Raw genomic sequence first — 20,592 nt, 5'->3', positions numbered from 1 at the left:
AAATGAAAACAGGTATAAAAGATATTATTAAATTTTCTTATAAAACGGATAAGGTTTTATTTACATCCTTGATTTTAGAACAAATTGTAAGTTCAGCCGATATTTTTATAAACCTTTATTTGGTAAAACTCATCATCAATGCTTTTGTAAAGGGTAAAACAAAAGAAGAAATATTATTTCTCTGTCTTATAGCCCTTATAAGTAACTTTGTTTTAATCTTGATAAAAAGATTTTCAGAAGAGACTCAAACTAACAGATTCCGTATCATACTGTATAAAAGGGATATGGAAATAAATAAAAAAACTATGAAACTCGATTACGAATTTTTGGAAGACACTGATCTTCAGTTAGGTCTTACAAAGATGAGAGAATATGACAACTTCGGAAATTACGGTATCTATCATGTAGGCAGGCATTTCGGTGCAATAATAAATTCGGTATTGACTTTTATTTTTGCAATAATTTTTTCCATAAATCTTTTTACGATGCAATCGGAGCTTATTCCTATAGCCAACTGGCTATGGAATACGATTTTTATTCTTTTATTTTTTTCGTTCAGTCTTATTTCAATACTGGCTTCCAAAAAATTTAATACCAAAATGCAGGCAATGTTTGAGAAGGATGCTGTATTTTTTAACAGACTACTTCGTGCATATATGAATATTAACGATGATTACAAATCGGGAAAAGATGCCCGTCTTTATAATTATAATTTACTTACAAGTGTGTTAAAAAATTCCAATAATAATGTGAAAAATTTTTATAAACGGCTGTCTCATAATCTATTTAAGTGCAATGTTCAAACGGGACTGATGACAATTTTTTCTTCTTTGCTTGTATACTTTTATGCAGGATTCAAAGCCTATTACGGTCTTATCGAGTTAGGTGATATTGTTCAGTATACGGGCATTGCAGTACTAACTGCCGATGCCGTAACTCTTATCATCATGTCGATTTCAAGTCTTTATGCCAATAAAGATTATTTTAAGACCATCTTCGATTATCTTAATTTATCGAACGGAAAATACGAAGGCTCTCTTCCGATTGAAAAACGGGATGATAACGAGTATGAGTTTGAATTTAAAAATGTCGGTTTTAAATATCCTAAAACTTCAAAATATGTTCTACAAAATGTGAACTTAAAATTTAAAATAGGCCAAAGGCTTGCCATAGTCGGCATGAATGGCAGTGGAAAAACCACTTTGATAAAACTCCTCACCCGCTTTTATGATCCGACGGATGGCGAAATTTTATTAAACGGTATCAATATCCAAAAGTATGATTATAACGAGTATCTGGATATATTTTCGGTAGTCTTTCAGGATTTTAAACTTTTCTCTTTTATGTTGGGACAAAATATTTCAGCTTCGATGGAATATGATGAAAAAAGAGCGGAAGAAGCCTTAACCAAAGCCGGCTTTGAAAAGGCTTTACAAAAAATGCCGCAAGGTTTAAAAACCTATCTCTATCAAGACTATGAAGAAGGCGGAATCGAAATATCGGGCGGTGAAGCTCAAAAGATTGCGATGGCAAGGGCTATTTACAAGGACTCTCCTTTTATAATACTCGATGAGCCTACCGCTGCCCTCGACCCTATTTCCGAATTTGAAATTTATTCAAAATTTGATACCATAATCGGAAACAAAACAGCCGTTTATATTTCGCACCGTCTTTCTTCATGTAAATTCTGTAATGAAATTGCAGTCTTTGATGAGGGTAAGTTGGTACAGCACGGCTCCCATGATGCTCTTCTTCAAGACAAAGAGGGTAAATATCACGAGCTCTGGAATGCCCAAGCTCAATACTATAAGGAAGAAGAAATTGAAAAGCTGTTAAAATAAATAACATCTTTTAAAAGCTCATAAGGATTTTTAACTATATAAAATATTCGGAGGAATTTAAAATGAAAAAACGAGGTGTTTTACGGAATTGGGGCTATCTACTAAAAAACATGGCCGAAACCGACAAGCTATTATTTTTACTTATATTTGCCTGTGTACCGATTGCAATACTTATGCCTTACCTGCAAGCTTTTTTACCGAGGGCTGTAATCGAGGGTTTACAAAATAAAACGGAGCTTCAATCCTATCTGCTAAAAATTCTTTTAATAGCAATGGCTCTTGCCGTTACAGTGCTTTTAGAACAAACCGTAAAATGGCTGCTCGAAATGAAGGGGCAAAGGCAAAGAGGAAGGTTTTCAAAAGAGCTAAGTAAACACGCAATAAAGGTTGATTATGAAAAAATGGCAGCAGTTTCCTTTGCTCAAAGCTTCGACCTTGCAATAGAAGCAATTGCCGGAGATATAGCTATTACAGGACAGTCTGCAAATATAACCGCAAATTTTTTAACAAGTCTTTTCGGTATAATTGCATTTGCTCCATTAATCATCAATATACAACCTGTTTTAATTTTAATCATCTTTATTTCATTTTTGACAAATTATTTTTATGGAATTTTTCTAACAAATTATGATGAAAAGATAACCGAACAAAATAAGGGAGTAAACCGTAAGCTGCACTACATTGCTTATAAGAGTATCAATTATAAATATGCAAAAGATATAAGACTATATAAAATGTCCGATTGGTTTTTTAAAAGCTATCAAACCTACAACAACGAAAGAAGAAGATGGGAGCGGAAATTAAGCGGCAAGCGTTTTCTAGGCGATTTAATCGCAGGACTTTTTGTATTTATCAGAGACGGCCTTGCATACTTTTATCTTATTACTCAAATATTTACAGGAAAAATCGGAATAGCCCAATTTGTTTTCCTGTTTCCTATTATTACAAGTTTTTCTGATTGGCTTATTTCCCTTTCCACCCAAATAACCGAATTGCGTACAGGCAGTCTAAAGCTGGATTATCTTCGTAATTTTTTTGACACATGTAATGATAACCGTAAAAGCAAGGGAGCACCCCTGCCGGTTTCTTTTAATATAGAATTAAAAAATGTTTCTTATAAATATCCCGAATCGGATAAGCTTATTTTAAAAGATATTAACTTGAATATTAAACAAAACGAAAAAATTGCCATAGTCGGAGTAAACGGTGCAGGAAAAACAACCCTCATCAATTTGATTATGAATTTATTTTTCCCGACTCAAGGAGATGTTTTTATAGGAGGAAAAAACACAAAGGACTATTCCCAAGATGAACTCCTTCCGATTTTTGGAGCGGTGTTTCAAGAGACCTTTATACCTCCTGAAACAATTAAAAATATTATATGTGCATCTTCCGATTCACATGATGAAACAAAGTTCCAAAAAGCAGTAAAAGACTCCGGCTTTGAAAAAACTATTTTAGAACTTCCTCAAAAAGAAAATACTTATTTGGTAAAAAGTACAAGAAAAGAAGCCGTCGATTTATCGGGAGGACAAAACCAGCGGTTAATGCTTGCAAGAGTTTTATATAGAGATGCCCCAATCCTTATTTTGGATGAGCCTACTGCAGCCCTAGACCCGATAGCCGAAAGTGAAATATACGAGCATTACAATAAAATGACTCAAAACAAAACTTCAATCTTTATTTCGCACAGATTGGCTTCTACAAGATTTTGTGACAGGATTATTTTAATAGAAGACGGAAAAATTATCGAAGAGGGAACCCATGAAAGCCTTATGGCTAAGGGCGGCAAGTATGCCGAAATGTTTAATATACAGTCAACATATTATACGGAAAAATAATAGGGAGGAAACGATGTTATTAGAAAAAAAAGGTCATACAACAAAAGAAATTATTTCTACATTTTTTAAGTCGATTAAGTTTTTAAATACTTTGGATAAGGGGCTTTGCTTTAATTATGCATTGATAGGTATCGTAACAGGCTTGCGTCCCTTTGTGAATATCTACATGCTTAAAAAGATTATAAACGCTCTCTCACAAGGTTTACCTAAAGAGCACTTATTTTTGCTTGCAGGAATAAGCATTGCAATAAATTTATTATTATTCTTATGCGAAAAATTTATAGGGCACAATTCCTATTTTAGAATGGAAAATTTAACGCAGCTTCGAAATATGGAAATAGCAAAAAAGAATACCACAATGGATTATGAATTTATCGAAGATGCCGAACTGCAAATCGAAATGGAAAAAATGTATAACATGGATTATAACGGAGGCTTCGGCTTATTTTCACAGCTTATGAATATTCATAATCTTAGCCAAAATATTGTGTTGTTTATCATCGGCTTAATTCTTTCAATTCCAATGTATACATCTTATGCTCCGATTTTAGGAATACCTTTATGGATTCAAAACAGTATTTTCACTTTCTTTATTATTTTGATATCCGTTTTAAGTATAAGAATAAATAAAAGAGCTTTGGAAAAAAGAGATGCATTTATGAAAAACAATCTCTTTGAAGAAATGAGACCTTACAGTTATGCCGTAAGTCTTGCTCCGGAATACAAAATAGGAAAAGATATACGGCTGTACAACAAAAAATTATATAACGAATATTTTACCAGTTCAAAAGATTTTCAAATAAAAATAGTAAACGCATTTTTAAGATTCAGCCTTTTTCCACAGCTTGCTCAAATCTTTTTTAACATGTTCAGTTTAGGTTTAATCTATATCTTTGTGGGAATAAAGGCCTATTACGGAGCCATTCAGATAGGAGATATAATTCAATATTCGGGAGCCGTTACTCAATTTGTTTTTGCGGTTGCAGGTCTTACAAGAGCTTATAATCAAATTGCAGCAAACTGTGATTTCTTCGATCTTTGTTTAGGCTATATCAACTTAAAAGAAACAAAATACAAGGGAAGTCTTCCTATCGAAAAAAGAGATGACAACGAATACGATTTTGAATTTAAAAATGTAAGTTTTAAATATCCTCAAAGCGAAAAATATGCATTAAAAAATGTCAATCTAAAATTCAAGATAGGAAAAAAACTTGCCATAGTCGGCATGAACGGAAGCGGTAAAACAACTCTGGTAAAATTATTAACCCGCCTCTATGATCCGAGCGAAGGCGAAATTTTACTTAACGGTATCGATATTAAAAAATTCGATTACGATGAGTATCTGGATATTTTTTCGGTTGTCTTCCAAGATTTTAACCTTTTTGCTTTAAACATTGCCCAAAATGTAGCCTCTTCAACAGACTACGATAAAGCAAAAGTAGAAGAAGCCTTAAACCTTTCAGGCTTTTCCGATTCGCTTAAAAAAATGCCTAAGGGCATCGAAACATACCTCTACAATGATTTTGAAAAGGGAGGCGTTGAAATATCGGGCGGTGAAGCTCAAAAGATTGCTATGGCAAGGGCTATTTATAAAGACTCTCCTTTTATAATACTCGATGAGCCGACCGCCGCCCTTGACCCTATTTCCGAATTTGAAATTTATTCAAAGTTTGATACCATAATCGGAAACAAAACAGCCGTTTACATTTCGCACCGGCTTTCTTCATGTAAATTCTGCGATGAGATTGCCGTCTTTGATGAGGGCAAGTTAGTACAGCACGGTTCCCATGATGATCTTCTTCAAAACAAAGAAGGTAAATACCATGAGCTCTGGAATGCCCAAGCTCAATATTATAAGGAAGAGGAAATTGAAAAGCTGTTAATATAAAAATACCGGCCGATTGAAAAACACTTTTTTTTATGTTATATTATTCCTTAGTTTACTTTAGGATTAATTATGGAAGAAAAATTATCTACACTTTGTTCGGTTTTAAGCAAAGACCAACCGGTACTTGTACAGACTCATGATTTTCCCGATCATGATGCCCTGGGTGCCGCTTATGCTCTTTTAAAACTTTTAGAAACTTACGGCTACAAAGTAGAGATTGCTTACGGCGGTCATATTCAAAGTCTATCTTTAATAGAATTTGTAGAATATTTAGACCACCCGCTTTTAAAACTTGATGAAATAGAAGATTTAAAAAAATACCAAGTTGTAATTGTAGACGGCTCTCCTTTTAAGGGAACCGTAAAATATGTAGGCGGTATCTTAAAAGCTGTAATAGACCATCATCCTGAAAGAATTCAGTCTACGGCAGCTTATACGGATATAAGAGTAGGAATCGGAGCCTGTTCTTCCATTATTTGGTCTTATTGGAAAGAATCCGGAAAAGAATATGACGGAATGACTGCGACGGCAATGATTGCGGGTATACAGCTGGATACGGCTTTTTTATCCAGAGGTGTAAGTAAACTTGATCTGGATGCTTATTACGAACTCTACTTTAAATCGGATGTGCAAAAAACATATCAAATGATTAAAACGACCATAAACATCTGCGACCTCGAAGAAATAGGACAGGCCTTTACAAACTATTTACGCATAGATAATTTCTTAATTGTAGAATTAAGTGAAGACTACTCAAGAGCTATTTTGTCGGTTGTAGCCGATTTTTTAATTTGGATAAAAGATATTTCTTTTGTTATTGTAATAGAAACAGACGGCCCTGAATATAAACTCTCCGCACGAAGCCGTGATAAAAACCTTGATGCAGGCTGGCTAATTCAAGAAGCAGTAAAAGACATGGGTTCGGGAGGCGGTCATGCACACATGGCCGGAGGAGCAATAGATGCAGAAAGATACTGCGGTAAAACCGCATTTTTAAACTCTATCATTAAGTTAGCTAATTCTGAACAAGGAAATAACTGTGGACGAAAATAACGAAAAAACTTTAAAGCGTATTCTTTTAAAAGACCGTGAAATTATTCTTTTAGGAACGGCCCATGTTTCTAAAGAAAGTATCAATGATGTTGAATCTACAATTAGGGAAGAAAACCCCGATTGTGTATGTGTAGAATTGGATGAAGTAAGGTATAAGTCCTTAACCTCAAAAGATGCTTGGCAACAAATAAATATTTCCCAAGTATTAAGGGAGGGGAAAGGCTTTTTACTCCTTGCAAATCTGGTTCTAGCCTCTTTTCAAAAAAAACTTGGAAGCGACCTTGGCGTAAAACCCGGCGATGAGATGAAGGCCGCAATTGAAGTTTCTCAAGAACTAAACATAAAAACCGAAATGGTCGACCGCCCAATTCATACGACCTTAAAACGAGCTTGGGCAAAAAACCGCGGCTGGGGAAGATCAAAACTATTGGCAACCCTTTTAAGTGCAGCATTTTCAAACGAAAAACTTGAAGAAGCCGAAATCGAAAAATTAAAAAATCAAAGTGCAATGGATAACATGATGCAGGAAATGGCCGAATATCTTCCGAACATAAAAGGCGTCTTAATAGACGAGCGAGACCGCTATCTTGCATCAAAAATTTGGGAAAGCAGCGGTAAAAAAATTGTGGCTGTCTTAGGAGCCGGCCATCTTCCCGGAACGGAACGATTTATAAAAGAACTGGAAGCAGGTACAAAAACAACAGACGTATCCGACATTGAAGTAATTCCGCCGAAAAGCACAGGAAGTAAGATTGCCTCTTGGATATTTCCTATAATTATAATAGGCTTGATTGTTCTAGGTTTTTTTAGAGGGGGGGGCATAAAAACCGGTCAAATGCTATTATCCTTTGTACTCTGGAACGGAGGCCTCGCAGCGATAGGAGCTCTTATTGCACTCGGCCATCCCCTCGCTATTCTCGCCTCATTTTTAGGAGCACCATTTACAACGATAAACCCGTTTTTGGGTATAGGAATGATTTCAGGCCTTGTACAGGCTTGGGCAAAAAAACCTCAGGTAAGAGATATGGAAAACCTTACAAATGATGCAGCAAAAATATCCGGCTGGTATAAAAATAGAATCACAAAGGTTCTTCTTGTTTTTATTCTTTCTTCGCTTGGAAGCTCGATAGGAACATTTATAACTGTTCCTGCCCTTATAGCTAATTTAATCAAATAAAAAGTTGAGGCAATAAAACGGCTAAACGGGCTATAAAAAAGGAGGGGAACCTCTTGAGGAGGTTCCCATTATGAAAAAAAACTAAAAAATGGAAAAGGCGCCGATCAGAATCGAACTGATGAATGAAGGTTTTGCAGACCTGTCCCTTACCACTTGGGTACGGCGCCAAATTATCGTTAGTATATCAAAAAATACAAAGTTTGACAAGGCCTTATAGCAATTTTAATCAAAAAATAGTATAATGTACTCATGTTTGACATGGAACCTGTAATTATAAAGAAGATATTTAAAAATCAGCCTCACTATATTCTTACATGGTCGCCTCTTACGAAGGCTGATAAGTATCAGATTAACCGTGCTGTACCTGCTATGTCAGGTGTTTATGAATTGTATAAAATGGATAAAGAAAAGCATCTTAATCTTTTATCGGTAACCCATGCATGGTACGGCGGTTTACGAAGCAATATCAGAGAAGCTATAGACCCCGACACTAAGACGGATCCTGAAAGAAAAAAAATCTTGGAAGATGATGATATAGAGCTTTATTACAGGTATTCATGCTCGGACTCCTTTGGAGACTTGTTGGATGTTGTCTGGTTTTTACATTCGACATATTTTCCTGATGACATACGTGTAGAATCTTCAAATAGATATGAAAATTTTTTTCTAACCGAAAAAGCTCCGGATAAGGTTTACTGGCTGGAATAAACAAACTTATGAAAACTAAAATCTCACTTACAAAGAAGAGCATATCTTTTTTCTGTATTTTTTTATTAATGTTTAATCTATACTCTAATTATGACGCAAAAAAATTACCTAACTTTTACGATAAGGTGCCGAACGAAAAACTGGCAGCTGAAATAATTGAGAACATGACCGATGAGGAACTTTTGGCTCAAACATTTATGTTTGGCTGGGCAGGTCAAGATCCCGGAGACTTGCTTATTTCATGGATTGAAGACTCCGGATTAGGCAGTATCAAGGTTTTCGGCTGGAATACCGGAGATTCCCGCAAGCTTGCTAAATCCATTTCGCTTTTACAAAAAAAATCCCTCGAAGGCAGATTCGGTATTCCGCTTTTTGTAGCAACGGATCAAGAGGGAGGCTGGGTCAGGCATGTAAAGGGTCTAACCTCGGAAACCCCCGGAAACCTTGCAATAGGAGCTTCCGGCATACCTCAAGATTCTTACTATTCAGGTTATTATATTTCAAGAGAAATAAGGGCTCTCGGCATAAACTTAAACTTTGCTCCCACTGTAGACCTTCTAACGGATCATGACTCATCAATAATAGGCCCCCGCTCCTTTGGGGACTCCCCCCATGCTGCGGGAATCTTAGGAGCCGCCTTTGTACGGGGAAGCAGGGATGCGGGGGTTCTTACAACAGCAAAGCATTTTCCGGGACATGGAGATACCAGCATCGACAGTCACGGCCGTTTGCCTAAAATCGGCATATCCGAAGAGATTTTCCGCAACAGAGAATTAGTTCCTTTTAAGTATCTAATAGATGCGGATGTTCCCGCAATTATGACGGGGCATCTAAACTTTTCATCAATCTTACCTAATGGAGAACCCGCAACATTTTCCAAATATCTTTTAATGGATATACTGCGCGGAGAATTGGGTTTTAAAGGCCTTATAATTACCGATGATATGATGATGCATGGTGCTATGAATTTTGCAGGAGGAATTGCAAAGGCCGTGAAGTTGGCTCTGGAAGCAGGGAACGACATAATCGAATCCTCTACAACACCGCGGCATTATCAAGCCTTTTGGAAAGAAAATATTAAGGCTATGAAGGATGAACCTAAATTTAAAGAAAGGGTAAAGGATGCGGCTTTTCGGATTTTGATTGAAAAATTAAAGTATTTTAAAAGCAGCAACCATGTTCCCATTATGCCGGATATGGAAAAGCTGGATGAAAGAATTCCAGATAAAGAAGGACAAAAATTCTTTTTAAATTTAGCAGGCCGTTCCACCACAATAGTTCGGGATGCCGAGATCCCTTTTAGGCCTGATGAAAATGAGGATATTCTCCTCGTTTCGGCATATAAAGATTTTTTTAAATACGGCTTAAAGCGTTTTCCCAAAGCAAAAATAATAGAAGTAGATTCGGCCTTTTACCATGCCCGCCGGTTTGACACAATTATCTTTTGCCTATCCGACAAATACTCCTTAAGTATTTTACAAAAAATAACGGCTGCTTACCCCAATAAAAAATATATCATTATTTCCGTTTTATCGCCGGCTTTTTTATCAAAGATACCGGATGTGAAAACTGCAATTGCTATTTACAGTTATTCACCTGCTTCATTTATAGCCGCTTTCGGAGCCCTCTGCGGAGACTTTACTCCTACAGGGAAACTGCCGATTTCAGGAATAAAGTAGGCAGCTTAAATGAAATTCTTTGCGATACCATTAACAAAAAAAAACATCGGCAGTTTTATTAAAGAGATTCTTCCATATGAGCATATATGTATAAATCTTTCCGAGTGTTTAAAAAAGCAAAAAAGATTTTTTGATGAAGGGCGGGAACTATATAGCTTCATAAAAGCCGAAAGCTTTTTCTCATCTGATAAAGGTAAAAAAGAATTTGTCGGGATTCTTTTTCTGGCAGCTCACGGTGTTTTGTTCCATTGCTTTTGCAGGAAAATTCCGGACAATCTTTCAGAATATATAATAAATAATTTTTTAAAAGATACCGGTCCTATTTCCGTGATGGGTGAAAAAGAAACTTCCATCCGTTTAGAGGAATTAATAAAACAAAGCTTATCCTTAGAACCCATCAGATATGAAAATTATAAACTTCTTGTTTTAAAAAACAAAACAATTGAAGCAAAAAGCTTTTGTGTAAAAGCTTCTAATAATTTGAATTCTTACTTAGAATTTTTAAAACCTCCGATGGAGGATGCGGAAATTCTTTGTCCTATGGAAATAGAATACAATGAATCCGAAGTCCTAGCTCCCGGAGTAAAAGCTTCACCTGAATTATGCTTAAAACTTTTAAAAAAAAGAATAAACAATAATGCTTTATATGCTGTAAAAAAAGATGGAGAATATATTTCAAAAGCCGGAATAAATGCATCAGGATTTAATTGGTATCAAATAGGAGGAGTTTTTACAAAGCCGAACTACAGAAACAAGGGAGCTTCAACAGCCAATATATTAGTCTTGATCAATGATAGCTCTCAATACAAAAAGAATTTCGCTCTTTTTGTAAAGTTAAAAAACTCTGCAGCAAGACAAATGTATAGAAAAATAGGATTTGCCGAATTTTGCGATTTTAGAATTTCATATTTTTAATATTTTATTTTTTTAATTAATTTGATTAGAAATTTGCCAAAAAAAACATTGCAAGCAAAACGGCATATCTGGCTTTTTCTGCCGAGATAAGCTCTGCCTTTGCAAGACAAGTAACATAGTACCAAAAAAAGCCGAAATCGGGATCAATACGGAAGGCATATTCTATAAAAGAATCGGATTTTACCAAATCCCCAAATAGGAGAGAAACAACATCCTGTAAAATGGAAAAACATTCTTCAAATAATTCTTTATATACCGAAGGACTAGCTGATATAATAAGTTTTTCGCATAAAGAATTTATCCTATATAAAGTATCTTCTTTACATTCTTCATCATCTTTTTCCACCCATGTTTTTTGGACAAGAAGTTGAATGTTTTTCATAAAGCTTTCTATCAATGCTTTTTCAGCATCAGTCTTGGTTATATCCGTATAAACTTCAAAAGATGCTCCTCTGCCGAAGGCTTTGGATATTTTTAAAGCTGATGATGCCAGTTCACCATCTTCAGCATCTATGAACCTCGGAATTTCAAACGCTGCGATATCTTTTATTTCAGGAGACATTAAAAATTCATCATTAAAAATCGGATTAACCATGGCTATACCTTGCTATTTTATAAAGATTTTGTCAATACCTTAACAGCATTTTTTAATTATTTTTTACCGGAATAGGATTTTTCCAATACCAACAATGTTTATACTTCTTAAAGAAAATAAGAAACCTTATGATTATTCTAACCAAAAGATAAAGAATTTGGATAATTTGAATAATCATAGAATAGTCAAACACTACAAAATATAGAATACAGCTGATAGGTACCAAAAAGTCCGGTAAGGATTCTTTTACTTTTTCTGCTGTAGCCGATAAAATCGATTGAATAAACAGAGCATTATAAAATGTAATAATCAAGGTTTGTGTAAATATTGAAGCTTTTACATGCCAAACTAAAACAAATCCTATTAGAGCAGAAAAAATTATATGCAAAAATAAACGTATACTGTGCTGCTTAGTTTTAAAAACCGCAGTTAGGCCCGTAAGCCAAGCCGCTCCAAAAGCCGCAAAAATAATTATATACGGAATACTAAAACCGAATAAAATATTTTGTACACTTGCTTCACGTATAAAACCGATAGAAGAAAGGGCAGACATAAGGGCAATGGCCATAGTTCCTTCACTTGTACTAAATGTTGAAAACTGCATAACACCGTATTTAAACCGTCCCCAAAATGTTCCTATTTGTCCCAAATATAAAAACTGATATACACAAAAAAGCAAGACCGGATTTGTAACTCTAAAACAAAGCATTAGAGTACCGGTAAGGAAGCCTGTAACAAAGCTATCCAAAAAATGATCAAAGTATTCGCCAAGCGGGGAACCGGTTTTTGTCCTCCTTGCCTGTATTCCATCCGAACAGTCCCCTACAATATAAGTCCAGCACAAAATAGGAATCAACCACAAAAATCTATAAGTATCATGAATATAATTTAGATAGGCGATAATAAATGAAAGCACTACAAAGCTATTGGAGAATATGGTTATTATATTTGCCGGAACAGATTCAGGTAAAATTTTTACGAGCGGGAACACAAAATACTTATAAAGCAGAGGAGTAAGCAATGACTTATCCTCTGCACTGTAGGAGTAATTTTCCATTTGCGATTCTTTTTACTTTACCCTTTTATAGTTTTTAATTTCGGTTTTTATTCTTGAAATTAATTCCGTCCTGGGAATTCGAACTTGTTCCATAGAATCCCTAAAGCGCAATGTAACCGTATTATCTTCTTTTGAATCATAATCTACGGTTACGCAAAAAGGAGTGCCAACCTCATCCTGACGGCGGTATCTTTTTCCGATAGCTCCGGATTGGTCATAATCGGTTTTAAATTCCTCTTTAAGCTCATTTCTAATTTCTCCGGCTAACTCTGCAAGTCCGTCTTTTTTCATCAAAGGAAGAACAGCAACGGTTATAGGAGCAATATTAGGATGAAAGTGTAATACGGTTCTCCAATCATCATCATTTCCCTTATCGGCAACCTTTTCTTCATCATATGCATCGCAAATAAACATAAGAACATTTCGCGTTAAGCCGGCTGAGGTTTCAATGATGTAGGGAATATATTTTTCGTTTCCGTTATCTTGATCGATGTACTGCATATCTTTGCCTGAATATTCGGTATGACGTGTAAGGTCATAGTTAGTTCGGTTATGTACACCTTCAAGCTCCTTAAATCCCATCGGGAATTCGTATTCGATATCATAAGCATCTTTTGCATAATGAGCAAGTTCATCTTTGCCGTGCTGATGCCATTGGAGCTTATTTGTTCTTACTCCGTATTTTTCATAGAAGGCCCAGCGCTGTTTTTTCCAATAGTCGAACCACTCATCATCAGTTCCGGGTTTTACAAAAAACTGCATCTCCATCTGTTCAAATTCGCAGGTTCTAAAGATAAAATTCTTTGTAACAATTTCGTTTCGGAAGGCCTTTCCGATTTGAGCGATGCCGAAGGGAATCTTCATCCTGTTTGATTGAATAATATTTTTATAGTTTACATAAATACCTTGTGCAGTTTCGGGGCGAAGATAGATAACGCTTGAATTATCGTCTGTGGGACCGATGTGAGTTTTAAACATAAGGTTGAATTTTCTGGTATCGGTAAGTTCGCCTCCGCAATCGGGGCAAACTCTTTTTTCAAGGTTTTCAGGAGGTAAATGATCTGCTCTAAAGCGGGATTTACATTTTTTGCAATCGACTAAAGGATCGGTAAAATTTTCAACATGGCCAGAAGCCTCCCATGTGCGGGGATGCATCAAAATTGCGGCATCAAGCCCTACGATATTATCATGAAGCTGGGTCATCTCCTTCCACCAAGCGCGGGAAACATTATTTTTTAACTCTATCCCTAAGGGGCCGTAATCCCATGCACCGTTCTGGCCTCCGTAAATTTCTGATGACTGAAAAACAAAACCTCTTCTTTTACAAAGGCTTACAATTTTTTCCATTGAAATTTTATGATCTTCCATAATTATATCTCCCTTATTGCAATTATAAGTGCAAATTATAGTATTTTTTTTATCTTTATACAAGTACCGATTGCTAAGCCGCATTTTCTGCCTTTTTCTATAAATATAAAAATAACACCGCTATCTTGACAATCAAAAAGAAATTATGTATACTAAAAATAACATTGCTATTTTTTATTAACGGCGAAATATTGTGTTTTGCCGAAATCCGTGAATCAACAATCAGAGGAAAAAAATGGATATAAAAGATTTAATGAAAAAATGGTCTGAACAGGCAGAAAATATGCGGATGTTTCACATGCAGGAATTAAAAGAAAACGGGAGTGAATGGAAAAAACTGCTTCAGGAAAATCTCAAGGACTGCAAGGGAAAGAAAGCTTTGGATGCAGGGTGCGGTACAGGTTTTTTAGCTATTCTGCTTGCACAAGACGGCTGGGAAGTTACAGCCATAGACAGCAGCGAGGCGATGCTTGAAGAAGGGAAAAAAACAGCGGAAGAATTGGGGCTTTCTGACAAAATCATCTTTTTGCTTAAAGATGCTCATTCAACGGATTTTCCTGAATGTTTATTTGATGCTGTGGTTTCCAGACATGCTTCATGGCTATTCACCTCACCGGAAACCGTATACAAGGAATGGAAAAGAATACTAAAGCCTGAAGGGATCATGCTGAACATTGACGCTAATTGGCTTAAACCGATATGGAATACAGATGAGTTTGAAAAATTTAAATCATACGAAGCGGAGCTTGTTAAGCAATACGGCGAATTCAGAGATTATTATCATGATGAACAGATTATAAACATTCTGAAAAAATTTCCGCTTGCCTATATAAATCGTCCTGAATGGGATGAAAAAATGCTGAAAAAAATCGGCTTTAAGGAAATTGCAAGCAGCATTCTTTCCAAAGAAAAATATATGGATGCTTTTCAAGCGGCGAGATATAAAACCATACCTATGTTCGTGATAAAAGCAAAAAACATAGAAAAATAGGAGATTCAAATGAATAAAAAAATGAACACAACAGCCAAATGGACGATAAAAGATGTAATAACTACGGTTTTATTAAGTGCTCTTCTTGTCGTTATGCAATTTATTGTAAATATGATGTGCATGGCAAACCATTTTGTCAGTATGACATTATCAGTCGGTTTTTCAGTATTTATCTGTGCTCCGGTTTATTTTCTCATGGTACAACGGGTGGGAAAACGGGGCGTGTCTTTTATCTACATGACACTTCTCGGCATCATTTTTCTAATAATGGGAAACTGGTATTTATTGCCGTATTACATCGTTATCGGCTTAATATGCGAAGCCGTTTTATGGAAACATGGAGCCTATCAAAATCCGCACCGGCTTACGGCTGCATGGACGGTTTCCAGCCTGTTATTTAACGGAACAAATTTGCTTCCGATCTGGTTCTTCTGGGATGCTTATTATGCCTTTGCCGTTTCAAGCGGAATGAGTCAAGAATATATCGACTCATATGTTCGGTATTTTACCGTTCCTTATTGGATTATTTTTATCGTTGCTTTTACGACACTTTGCGGTTTTGCAGGAAGCCTGATTGCTTCAAGACTGATAAAAAAACATTTTGAAAAAGCGGGCGTATTATAAAAATATTTGCAAAAAGCTCATCAGAGTTTTTAAAAATGCCTTGTTAAAAAATTAAATGAAAAAGGTTTCAAAAGATTTTACGGCTCCGGTAAAACTGTGGACGCTTTTGTGCGTTATTGTAAGCTCATTTTTTATCGCCGATTACAGGATAAACGGTATTCTTTCGCTTATCGGACTTTTATATCTTGCCGTCCAATGTAAATGGCGGCTGCTGATATCATTCAGCCTCTTTTATGCGCTGCTTTTGCTTCTCTTAATAGGTATCCGCCGATATGGCATTAGAACAATCATCATACCGGAATTCTATATTTTTTTATGCTGGAACCTCTTACCTGTTATGCTTATAGGATGGGATGTGATAACAACGCCGCCCGGAGAGATTGCAGCTTTCCTTTCCCGTATCGGAATGCCGGTATCCGTTATTTTAGGACTGCTCGTTATTTTCCGTTTTATACCGGTGATGAAAGCGGAAGTAAAAAAGCTCCGCCTTTCAATGAAAACCAAAGGCCTTTTGGAACCGGCCCGCATCCTAACTCATCCCTTAGAAACGGGAAAATATGTGCTGATTCCTCTGCTTTTACGCTGCATTCAAATTGCCGATCAACTCGCAGTCTCGGCTGTTGTGCGGGGTATTCAGTGTCCGGTAAAAAGGAGCAGCTATTACGGAAAAAAGATGCGGACTTTCGACTATATCGCTGTTATCGTGTGGAGTACTACTACAGCTGCGGTTATCATGGTAAGGAGTCTTGCTTAATGATACGGATGGAAAATGTAAGTTTTCATTATGAAAACAGTGAAAGAGGTGTATCAAACATAAACCTTACAATTAACGAAGGCGAATGTACGGTTCTAACCGGGCCGTCGGGCGGCGGAAAAACGACAATATTGCGCCTTTTAAACGGATTAGCACCGGGCTATTACAGCGGAGCGCTTTCAGGAAATATATTTATCGGCGGGAAAGATATGTCTTCTACCCCATTATGGGAGAGGGGCAAATTTATAGGCAGCGTATTTCAGGAGCCACAAAGCCAGTTCTTTTCTTCCGAGCTTGCAGGAGAGATCGCTTTTTCATGCGAAAATTACGGACTGGCACAACACGAGATCATCGCCCGCACGGAGGGGGCAATCGAAGCTTTTCATCTTGCAGCATTACGAGACCATACGCTTGACACATTTTCAAGCGGAGAAAAACAGCGCGCTGCAATCGCTTCTGTCTATGCCCTATCGCCTTCAATATATGTATGTGATGAGCCGACTGCCAATCTCGATGAAGAAAGTGCCGTAAGGCTTTCTCATGTTTTAAAGAAACTCAAAGAAGAAGGGCGTACTCTGATTATTGCAGAACATAGGTTAAGCTGGCTGTACAGAATTGCCGACCGTTTTATCTATATAGATGGAGGAACAATACAGTGGGTGCGTACGGCTGAAGAAATGCAGAAAATGACGCTTGAGCAAAAAAAGCATTTTGGACTGAGGTCTTTTACGCCTGCTATAAAACCGGCTCTTCCCCCTCCTTCATCAAGAGCCTTATCTTCCGGTACGGCAAATGAACCCTTACTGCAAGCAGACGGGATATACCGCAAAGAAAAGGGGACCCTTATTTTGCAAACAGTATCTTTTTCCGTATGGCGCGGACAGATTATTGCGCTTACCGGTAAAAACGGAGTTGGAAAAACAACGCTCGGCCTTATTTTGAGCGGGCTTAATAAAGAGTCGGGCGGCACGGTATTCCTTAACGGAAAAAAATGCGGACTTCGGGCGCGCCGCAAAGCGGTATGGTACAGCGCCAACGATACGGGAACACAATTTTTTACCGAAAGCGTTTCCGAAGAAATTCTATTGAGTATGATGAATACCCCTGATAAGCTTGAACGAGCGCGGAATATCTTACAGACCATGGGGCTCTATGACCTCAAAGATGTTCACCCGGCAACGCTTTCCGGCGGACAAAAACAGAGACTTTCCGTTGCCTGCGCCCTGCTGTCCGGCCGCGATATACTCATTTTCGATGAGCCGACCAGCGGTTTGGACGGCTATCATGCGGACATCCTTGCAAAAGCTTTTTTGGATGCGGCGGCTTGCGGTAAAACGATTATCATTATTACGCATGACTTTGAACTTATCGCTGCTTGCTGCAGCTCCGAAATCTCGCTTGGAGAAGAAGCTCAAACGAAATAACAGTTGCAGCAATTACTTTTTGTGCAGCACGGTTTCCTATACTTGTTTTTTTTAATTAGTTTTAATTTTTTTCGATTTCGGTGCCGGTAATTCATCATATATTGCATTAAACAAGCCCGTTATAAATGCTTTGTCATCGACTTCGTCTACTAAAAGCATTTCTTTTGCGCCCTGATACGGCAATTCGTAAGAAGCGTTCGGCATATACGCAATTGCCGACGGAACCGCTTTTACCAGCAAGCGGTCATCGTAGATACCGCCCACAATTTTATTTCGATAATAAATGATAAATTCTCCCATCATTGCGCGATAGCGTATGTCTTGCAATTCCGATAACTGTTCCAAAATGAAGTCTAAATATGTTTTACTTGATGCCATAATTATCCATTCTATTCTCTCTAAAATTTCAATAGACCATCTTCGTCAAATTGAAAATCGGGTCCCCAAGATACTTCCCAGTAATACCCATCTAAATCGGAAAAATATGCATGATATCCGCCCCAAAATACTTCTTGCGGCTCTTTAACAATAGTTCCTCCTGCTTTTCTTACCAAGTCAATAACACTATCTACATCTTCTTTGTTTTTTACATTGTATGTTAATGTAATTCCTGAAAAGCCGGTTCCTGTCGGCGGATTATTTTCATCAATATCTTTTGCCAATGAATCCAAAGGGAAAAGTTCGAATTTTGTTCCCGGTGTATTAAAAAAGCATACCGCTGGATTATCTTCTTTACAGTCTGTCTTATATCCCAACCCGTCTCTGTAAAATTTTAATGCTTTTTCCATATTTCGCACGCCTAAACAAATACATGTTATTTTATTCATTTTTTCTCCAGACATCCTATTTCTTTTTTGATTATACCATAATCCTAAAATTATTTCCAGAATCCTAATATTTCAAAATCTTCACAGTCATATTCATCTATGCTTTTTAATAGTAAAGTTTTAATTTCTTCATCGTAAACATTATTTATCCTAAAAATCCCGTGTCGTATCAAAAATTTCCAAGAGTTTTTCTTTATTTATAGATAGAGAAGGCGGTATTAAATCTAAAAGTTCTGTAAGAGCACAATAAATATCTTCTCTTTCTACTGTTTCGATAAAATACTTGCGCTTATCCATTTTATTAAAACCTTCGGTATATGCCTTCACCAAAGATTCGGCAGTCCGGGCTGCTTCGAGCGGCGAGCTTTGTTCCAATTTGAGAATTTCGGCTCTTGTTTTTTTATATAAATCGGCTGCTTTCTTGACATTCGCTGCAGAAATATTTTCTTGTCCGTCCCATGAGCGGAACGGATTGTCAAGGTTCTGCGCCAACCATTCCGGTTTTCGCGGCTTTTGTATCCAAAGATCAAGCCCTTCTTCTTTTCTCTTTTTATAAAGCTGTTTAGCTTTTTTGGCTGCATTTTCCGGCAGGCTTCTCATCCAAAACCAATGTAAGTTAGGTAAACATTCCGGCTCCGGAATGTCTTCGGCAGAAAAACCGAATAAATCAACCGTGGTAAAGCCCTCCAATTTTGTAAATTGGGATAGCATAGAAAGGTTAGAAAGAATACCGGGTTTGCCCCATAGCCGCAATTCCCGCAGCATCGGGTATGCTTTTAAAATCTCGGCTACATCAAGTTCTGTAATCTCTGAGCAATGCAGTTTGCCCAAGTCTTTTAGCCCCTGTATTTTAGGCACTATTTCAGTTGCTGTTAAAAGTAATAAAGCTCCGTTTTCAACAGCATGTATTTTACAGTTATTTGTTACTTCACCTAACAGAATAAGTTCTTCCAATTCGTTATTCAGATAAAGGTCTTCCACACCGTTCATATCAATGGAAAGCTTATGTAAATGCGTATTGGAAAAATCCAATTTTTTTTGCTGATGATTTTCAAGTACCAGCTCATCTAAAAACGGACAGGATTGTAAATATTCATATAAACCGGTATGCCATTTTTTACATGCCAAATAGGATAAGCATGGAAAGGCTTTTAATTCCAGCACATTTTCAAAAGGAACATCATCATGTATGCGATGTCTGGAAACCGCCATTTCTTTTCCGGCAAATATAATTTTTTCCTTACTGCTCTCCGCTTTTTTAAACGCATCTCTTTGCTCTTTAGGAATTTCCTGCCATTTAAGTTGACGATATACTTCGTATCCGTTTCCCCAAGACATTGCATAGGTATTTGTGCTTTCATCGGTTAATGGCTGCATGTTACCGATTAACATATGGTTCGCAGGCACCATGACATCAACATTACAAAGATGCAGGCCTCGTTTCCAGTACATAAAGTCCTGATAAAGCGGCTTTAGTAAAGGTAATTCTTCCTCTTTGAGAGGCTGTTCACCCGACCAATCTAACCAGAGCAGCACTGCTTTCGGCTTTTTCTCACCTTCCTCTATCTTGGTTATTTGGCACGCAGTATATTTTTTTAAATATGAATTATACACACAGTATACATCTCCGCTTTTAGCTTTCATTATCGGAATTCTCCTTGTCATTTTTATTTTCTATAACTTAGTATCTTTCATATTGGAACTTTTTTGTTCTATAAACATCTGATTGCTTTTTTAAATTTTATAGCGGTTTATAATTTTTTTCCGTAAGATAATAAATAAAAACCATTGCCGCCCCCTTTAATATCAAAAGTTATAGATAATGTATCATATATTTTTTACCTTTACAA

At 36.8% G+C, this 20,592-nt stretch carries 18 protein-coding genes and 1 tRNA gene; 12 read left to right on the top strand and 7 right to left on the bottom strand.

Going from position 1 to position 20,592, the window contains the following annotated elements:
* Positions 1 to 2: 2 nt before the first annotated feature.
* From E4N78_RS01135 to E4N78_RS01115, 5 genes are all read left to right on the top strand, one after another.
* Complete coding sequence (locus E4N78_RS01135; protein WP_255811275.1) at positions 3 to 1,841, top strand: ABC transporter ATP-binding protein; 1,839 nt, start codon at positions 3 to 5, stop codon at positions 1,839 to 1,841.
* 62 nt (positions 1,842 to 1,903) lie between these two features.
* Positions 1,904 to 3,682 carry an ABC transporter ATP-binding protein gene (locus E4N78_RS01130; RefSeq protein WP_255811274.1) on the top strand — a complete coding sequence of 593 codons (1,779 nt, stop codon included), beginning with the start codon at positions 1,904 to 1,906 and terminating at the stop codon, positions 3,680 to 3,682.
* 13 nt (positions 3,683 to 3,695) lie between these two features.
* Positions 3,696 to 5,570, top strand: a complete 1,875-nt coding sequence (locus tag E4N78_RS01125) for an ABC transporter ATP-binding protein (RefSeq protein WP_255811273.1) — start codon at positions 3,696 to 3,698, stop codon at positions 5,568 to 5,570.
* 69 nt (positions 5,571 to 5,639) lie between these two features.
* On the top strand, positions 5,640 to 6,623 hold the full coding sequence (locus E4N78_RS01120) for a DHH family phosphoesterase (RefSeq protein ID WP_255811272.1): 984 nt from the start codon (positions 5,640 to 5,642) through the stop codon (positions 6,621 to 6,623).
* Positions 6,610 to 7,800 (top strand): TraB/GumN family protein, encoded by a 1,191-nt coding sequence (locus E4N78_RS01115; protein WP_255811271.1) that lies wholly within the window; start codon positions 6,610 to 6,612, stop codon positions 7,798 to 7,800. The genes E4N78_RS01120 and E4N78_RS01115 overlap by 14 nt, the downstream gene beginning before the upstream one ends.
* Positions 7,801 to 7,895: 95 nt before the next feature.
* Here E4N78_RS01115 and E4N78_RS01110 read toward each other — a convergent pair.
* Positions 7,896 to 7,967, bottom strand: a tRNA-Cys gene (locus tag E4N78_RS01110).
* A gap of 82 nt (positions 7,968 to 8,049) precedes the next feature.
* Here E4N78_RS01110 and E4N78_RS01105 point away from each other — a divergent pair.
* From E4N78_RS01105 to E4N78_RS01095, 3 genes are read left to right on the top strand one after another with little or no spacing between them, the layout of a single operon-like run.
* Positions 8,050 to 8,508, top strand: coding sequence for a hypothetical protein (locus tag E4N78_RS01105; protein WP_255811270.1), 459 nt, complete (start codon positions 8,050 to 8,052; stop codon positions 8,506 to 8,508).
* A gap of 8 nt (positions 8,509 to 8,516) precedes the next feature.
* Complete coding sequence (locus E4N78_RS01100) at positions 8,517 to 10,187, top strand: glycoside hydrolase family 3 protein (protein WP_255811269.1); 1,671 nt, start codon at positions 8,517 to 8,519, stop codon at positions 10,185 to 10,187.
* A 9-nt stretch (positions 10,188 to 10,196) separates the two neighbouring features.
* Entirely contained in the window at positions 10,197 to 11,102 is a 906-nt protein-coding gene (locus E4N78_RS01095) for a GNAT family N-acetyltransferase (RefSeq protein WP_255811268.1), read from the top strand.
* A 25-nt stretch (positions 11,103 to 11,127) separates the two neighbouring features.
* Here the strand turns inward: E4N78_RS01095 and E4N78_RS01090 are convergent, their stop codons facing one another.
* The 3 genes from E4N78_RS01090 to E4N78_RS01080 are packed head-to-tail and all read right to left on the bottom strand — an operon-like array spanning position 11,128 to position 14,122.
* Positions 11,128 to 11,697: a hypothetical protein gene (locus E4N78_RS01090; RefSeq protein ID WP_255811267.1), complete on the bottom strand. Its 570-nt coding sequence runs from the start codon at positions 11,695 to 11,697 to the stop codon at positions 11,128 to 11,130.
* A gap of 52 nt (positions 11,698 to 11,749) precedes the next feature.
* Positions 11,750 to 12,754 (bottom strand): CDP-alcohol phosphatidyltransferase family protein, encoded by a 1,005-nt coding sequence (locus tag E4N78_RS01085; RefSeq protein ID WP_255811266.1) that lies wholly within the window; start codon positions 12,752 to 12,754, stop codon positions 11,750 to 11,752.
* A gap of 12 nt (positions 12,755 to 12,766) precedes the next feature.
* Positions 12,767 to 14,122 (bottom strand): glycine--tRNA ligase, encoded by a 1,356-nt coding sequence (locus E4N78_RS01080; RefSeq protein ID WP_255811265.1) that lies wholly within the window; start codon positions 14,120 to 14,122, stop codon positions 12,767 to 12,769.
* A 235-nt stretch (positions 14,123 to 14,357) separates the two neighbouring features.
* Here E4N78_RS01080 and E4N78_RS01075 point away from each other — a divergent pair, with 235 nt between their 5' ends.
* Genes E4N78_RS01075 through E4N78_RS01060 form a run of 4 tightly spaced genes read left to right on the top strand, consistent with a single transcriptional unit; the run spans position 14,358 to position 17,915 of the window.
* The gene (locus E4N78_RS01075; RefSeq protein WP_255811264.1) at positions 14,358 to 15,113 is read left to right on the top strand and encodes a class I SAM-dependent methyltransferase; all 756 of its coding nucleotides are present in this window, start codon (positions 14,358 to 14,360) and stop codon (positions 15,111 to 15,113) included.
* 9 nt (positions 15,114 to 15,122) lie between these two features.
* Entirely contained in the window at positions 15,123 to 15,737 is a 615-nt protein-coding gene (locus E4N78_RS01070; RefSeq protein ID WP_255811263.1) for an MptD family putative ECF transporter S component, read from the top strand.
* A gap of 55 nt (positions 15,738 to 15,792) precedes the next feature.
* Positions 15,793 to 16,491 carry an energy-coupling factor transporter transmembrane component T gene (locus E4N78_RS01065; protein ID WP_255811262.1) on the top strand — a complete coding sequence of 233 codons (699 nt, stop codon included), beginning with the start codon at positions 15,793 to 15,795 and terminating at the stop codon, positions 16,489 to 16,491.
* Entirely contained in the window at positions 16,491 to 17,915 is a 1,425-nt protein-coding gene (locus E4N78_RS01060) for an ABC transporter ATP-binding protein (protein ID WP_255811261.1), read from the top strand. The genes E4N78_RS01065 and E4N78_RS01060 overlap by 1 nt, the downstream gene beginning before the upstream one ends.
* Before the next feature lie 51 nt (positions 17,916 to 17,966).
* Here the strand turns inward: E4N78_RS01060 and E4N78_RS01055 are convergent, their stop codons facing one another.
* The 3 genes from E4N78_RS01055 to E4N78_RS01045 all read right to left on the bottom strand — a co-directional run bounded on the left by E4N78_RS01055 (position 17,967) and on the right by E4N78_RS01045 (position 20,386).
* Positions 17,967 to 18,293 (bottom strand): TfoX/Sxy family protein, encoded by a 327-nt coding sequence (locus tag E4N78_RS01055; protein ID WP_255811260.1) that lies wholly within the window; start codon positions 18,291 to 18,293, stop codon positions 17,967 to 17,969.
* Between the two features lie 20 nt (positions 18,294 to 18,313).
* Complete coding sequence (locus E4N78_RS01050; protein WP_002673006.1) at positions 18,314 to 18,742, bottom strand: VOC family protein; 429 nt, start codon at positions 18,740 to 18,742, stop codon at positions 18,314 to 18,316.
* 150 nt (positions 18,743 to 18,892) lie between these two features.
* Positions 18,893 to 20,386 (bottom strand): gliding motility protein, encoded by a 1,494-nt coding sequence (locus tag E4N78_RS01045; protein ID WP_255811259.1) that lies wholly within the window; start codon positions 20,384 to 20,386, stop codon positions 18,893 to 18,895.
* Positions 20,387 to 20,592 lie beyond the last annotated feature (206 nt).

The sequence above is a fragment of the Treponema denticola genome, from assembly GCF_024400535.1.
Taxonomy (GTDB): domain Bacteria; phylum Spirochaetota; class Spirochaetia; order Treponematales; family Treponemataceae; genus Treponema_B; species Treponema_B denticola_C.
Note: the sequence above shows the minus strand (reverse complement) of the source record. Positions and strands in the feature narration are given on the sequence as shown.

Excerpts from the sequence above, each read along its gene's own strand:
- E4N78_RS01135 (WP_255811275.1), top strand. The coding sequence starts at position 3 with ATGAAAACAGGTATAAAAGATATTATTAAATTTTCTTATAAAACGGAT.
- E4N78_RS01130 (WP_255811274.1), top strand. The coding sequence starts at position 1,904 with ATGAAAAAACGAGGTGTTTTACGGAATTGGGGCTATCTACTAAAAAAC.
- E4N78_RS01125 (WP_255811273.1), top strand. The coding sequence starts at position 3,696 with ATGTTATTAGAAAAAAAAGGTCATACAACAAAAGAAATTATTTCTACA.
- E4N78_RS01120 (WP_255811272.1), top strand. The coding sequence starts at position 5,640 with ATGGAAGAAAAATTATCTACACTTTGTTCGGTTTTAAGCAAAGACCAA.
- E4N78_RS01105 (WP_255811270.1), top strand. The coding sequence starts at position 8,050 with ATGTTTGACATGGAACCTGTAATTATAAAGAAGATATTTAAAAATCAG.
- E4N78_RS01100 (WP_255811269.1), top strand. The coding sequence starts at position 8,517 with ATGAAAACTAAAATCTCACTTACAAAGAAGAGCATATCTTTTTTCTGT.
- E4N78_RS01095 (WP_255811268.1), top strand. The coding sequence starts at position 10,197 with ATGAAATTCTTTGCGATACCATTAACAAAAAAAAACATCGGCAGTTTT.
- E4N78_RS01090 (WP_255811267.1), bottom strand. The coding sequence starts at position 11,697 with ATGGTTAATCCGATTTTTAATGATGAATTTTTAATGTCTCCTGAAATA.
- E4N78_RS01085 (WP_255811266.1), bottom strand. The coding sequence starts at position 12,754 with ATGGAAAATTACTCCTACAGTGCAGAGGATAAGTCATTGCTTACTCCT.
- E4N78_RS01080 (WP_255811265.1), bottom strand. The coding sequence starts at position 14,122 with ATGGAAGATCATAAAATTTCAATGGAAAAAATTGTAAGCCTTTGTAAA.
- E4N78_RS01075 (WP_255811264.1), top strand. The coding sequence starts at position 14,358 with ATGGATATAAAAGATTTAATGAAAAAATGGTCTGAACAGGCAGAAAAT.
- E4N78_RS01070 (WP_255811263.1), top strand. The coding sequence starts at position 15,123 with ATGAATAAAAAAATGAACACAACAGCCAAATGGACGATAAAAGATGTA.
- E4N78_RS01065 (WP_255811262.1), top strand. The coding sequence starts at position 15,793 with ATGAAAAAGGTTTCAAAAGATTTTACGGCTCCGGTAAAACTGTGGACG.
- E4N78_RS01060 (WP_255811261.1), top strand. The coding sequence starts at position 16,491 with ATGATACGGATGGAAAATGTAAGTTTTCATTATGAAAACAGTGAAAGA.
- E4N78_RS01055 (WP_255811260.1), bottom strand. The coding sequence starts at position 18,293 with ATGGCATCAAGTAAAACATATTTAGACTTCATTTTGGAACAGTTATCG.
- E4N78_RS01050 (WP_002673006.1), bottom strand. The coding sequence starts at position 18,742 with ATGAATAAAATAACATGTATTTGTTTAGGCGTGCGAAATATGGAAAAA.
- E4N78_RS01045 (WP_255811259.1), bottom strand. The coding sequence starts at position 20,386 with ATGAAAGCTAAAAGCGGAGATGTATACTGTGTGTATAATTCATATTTA.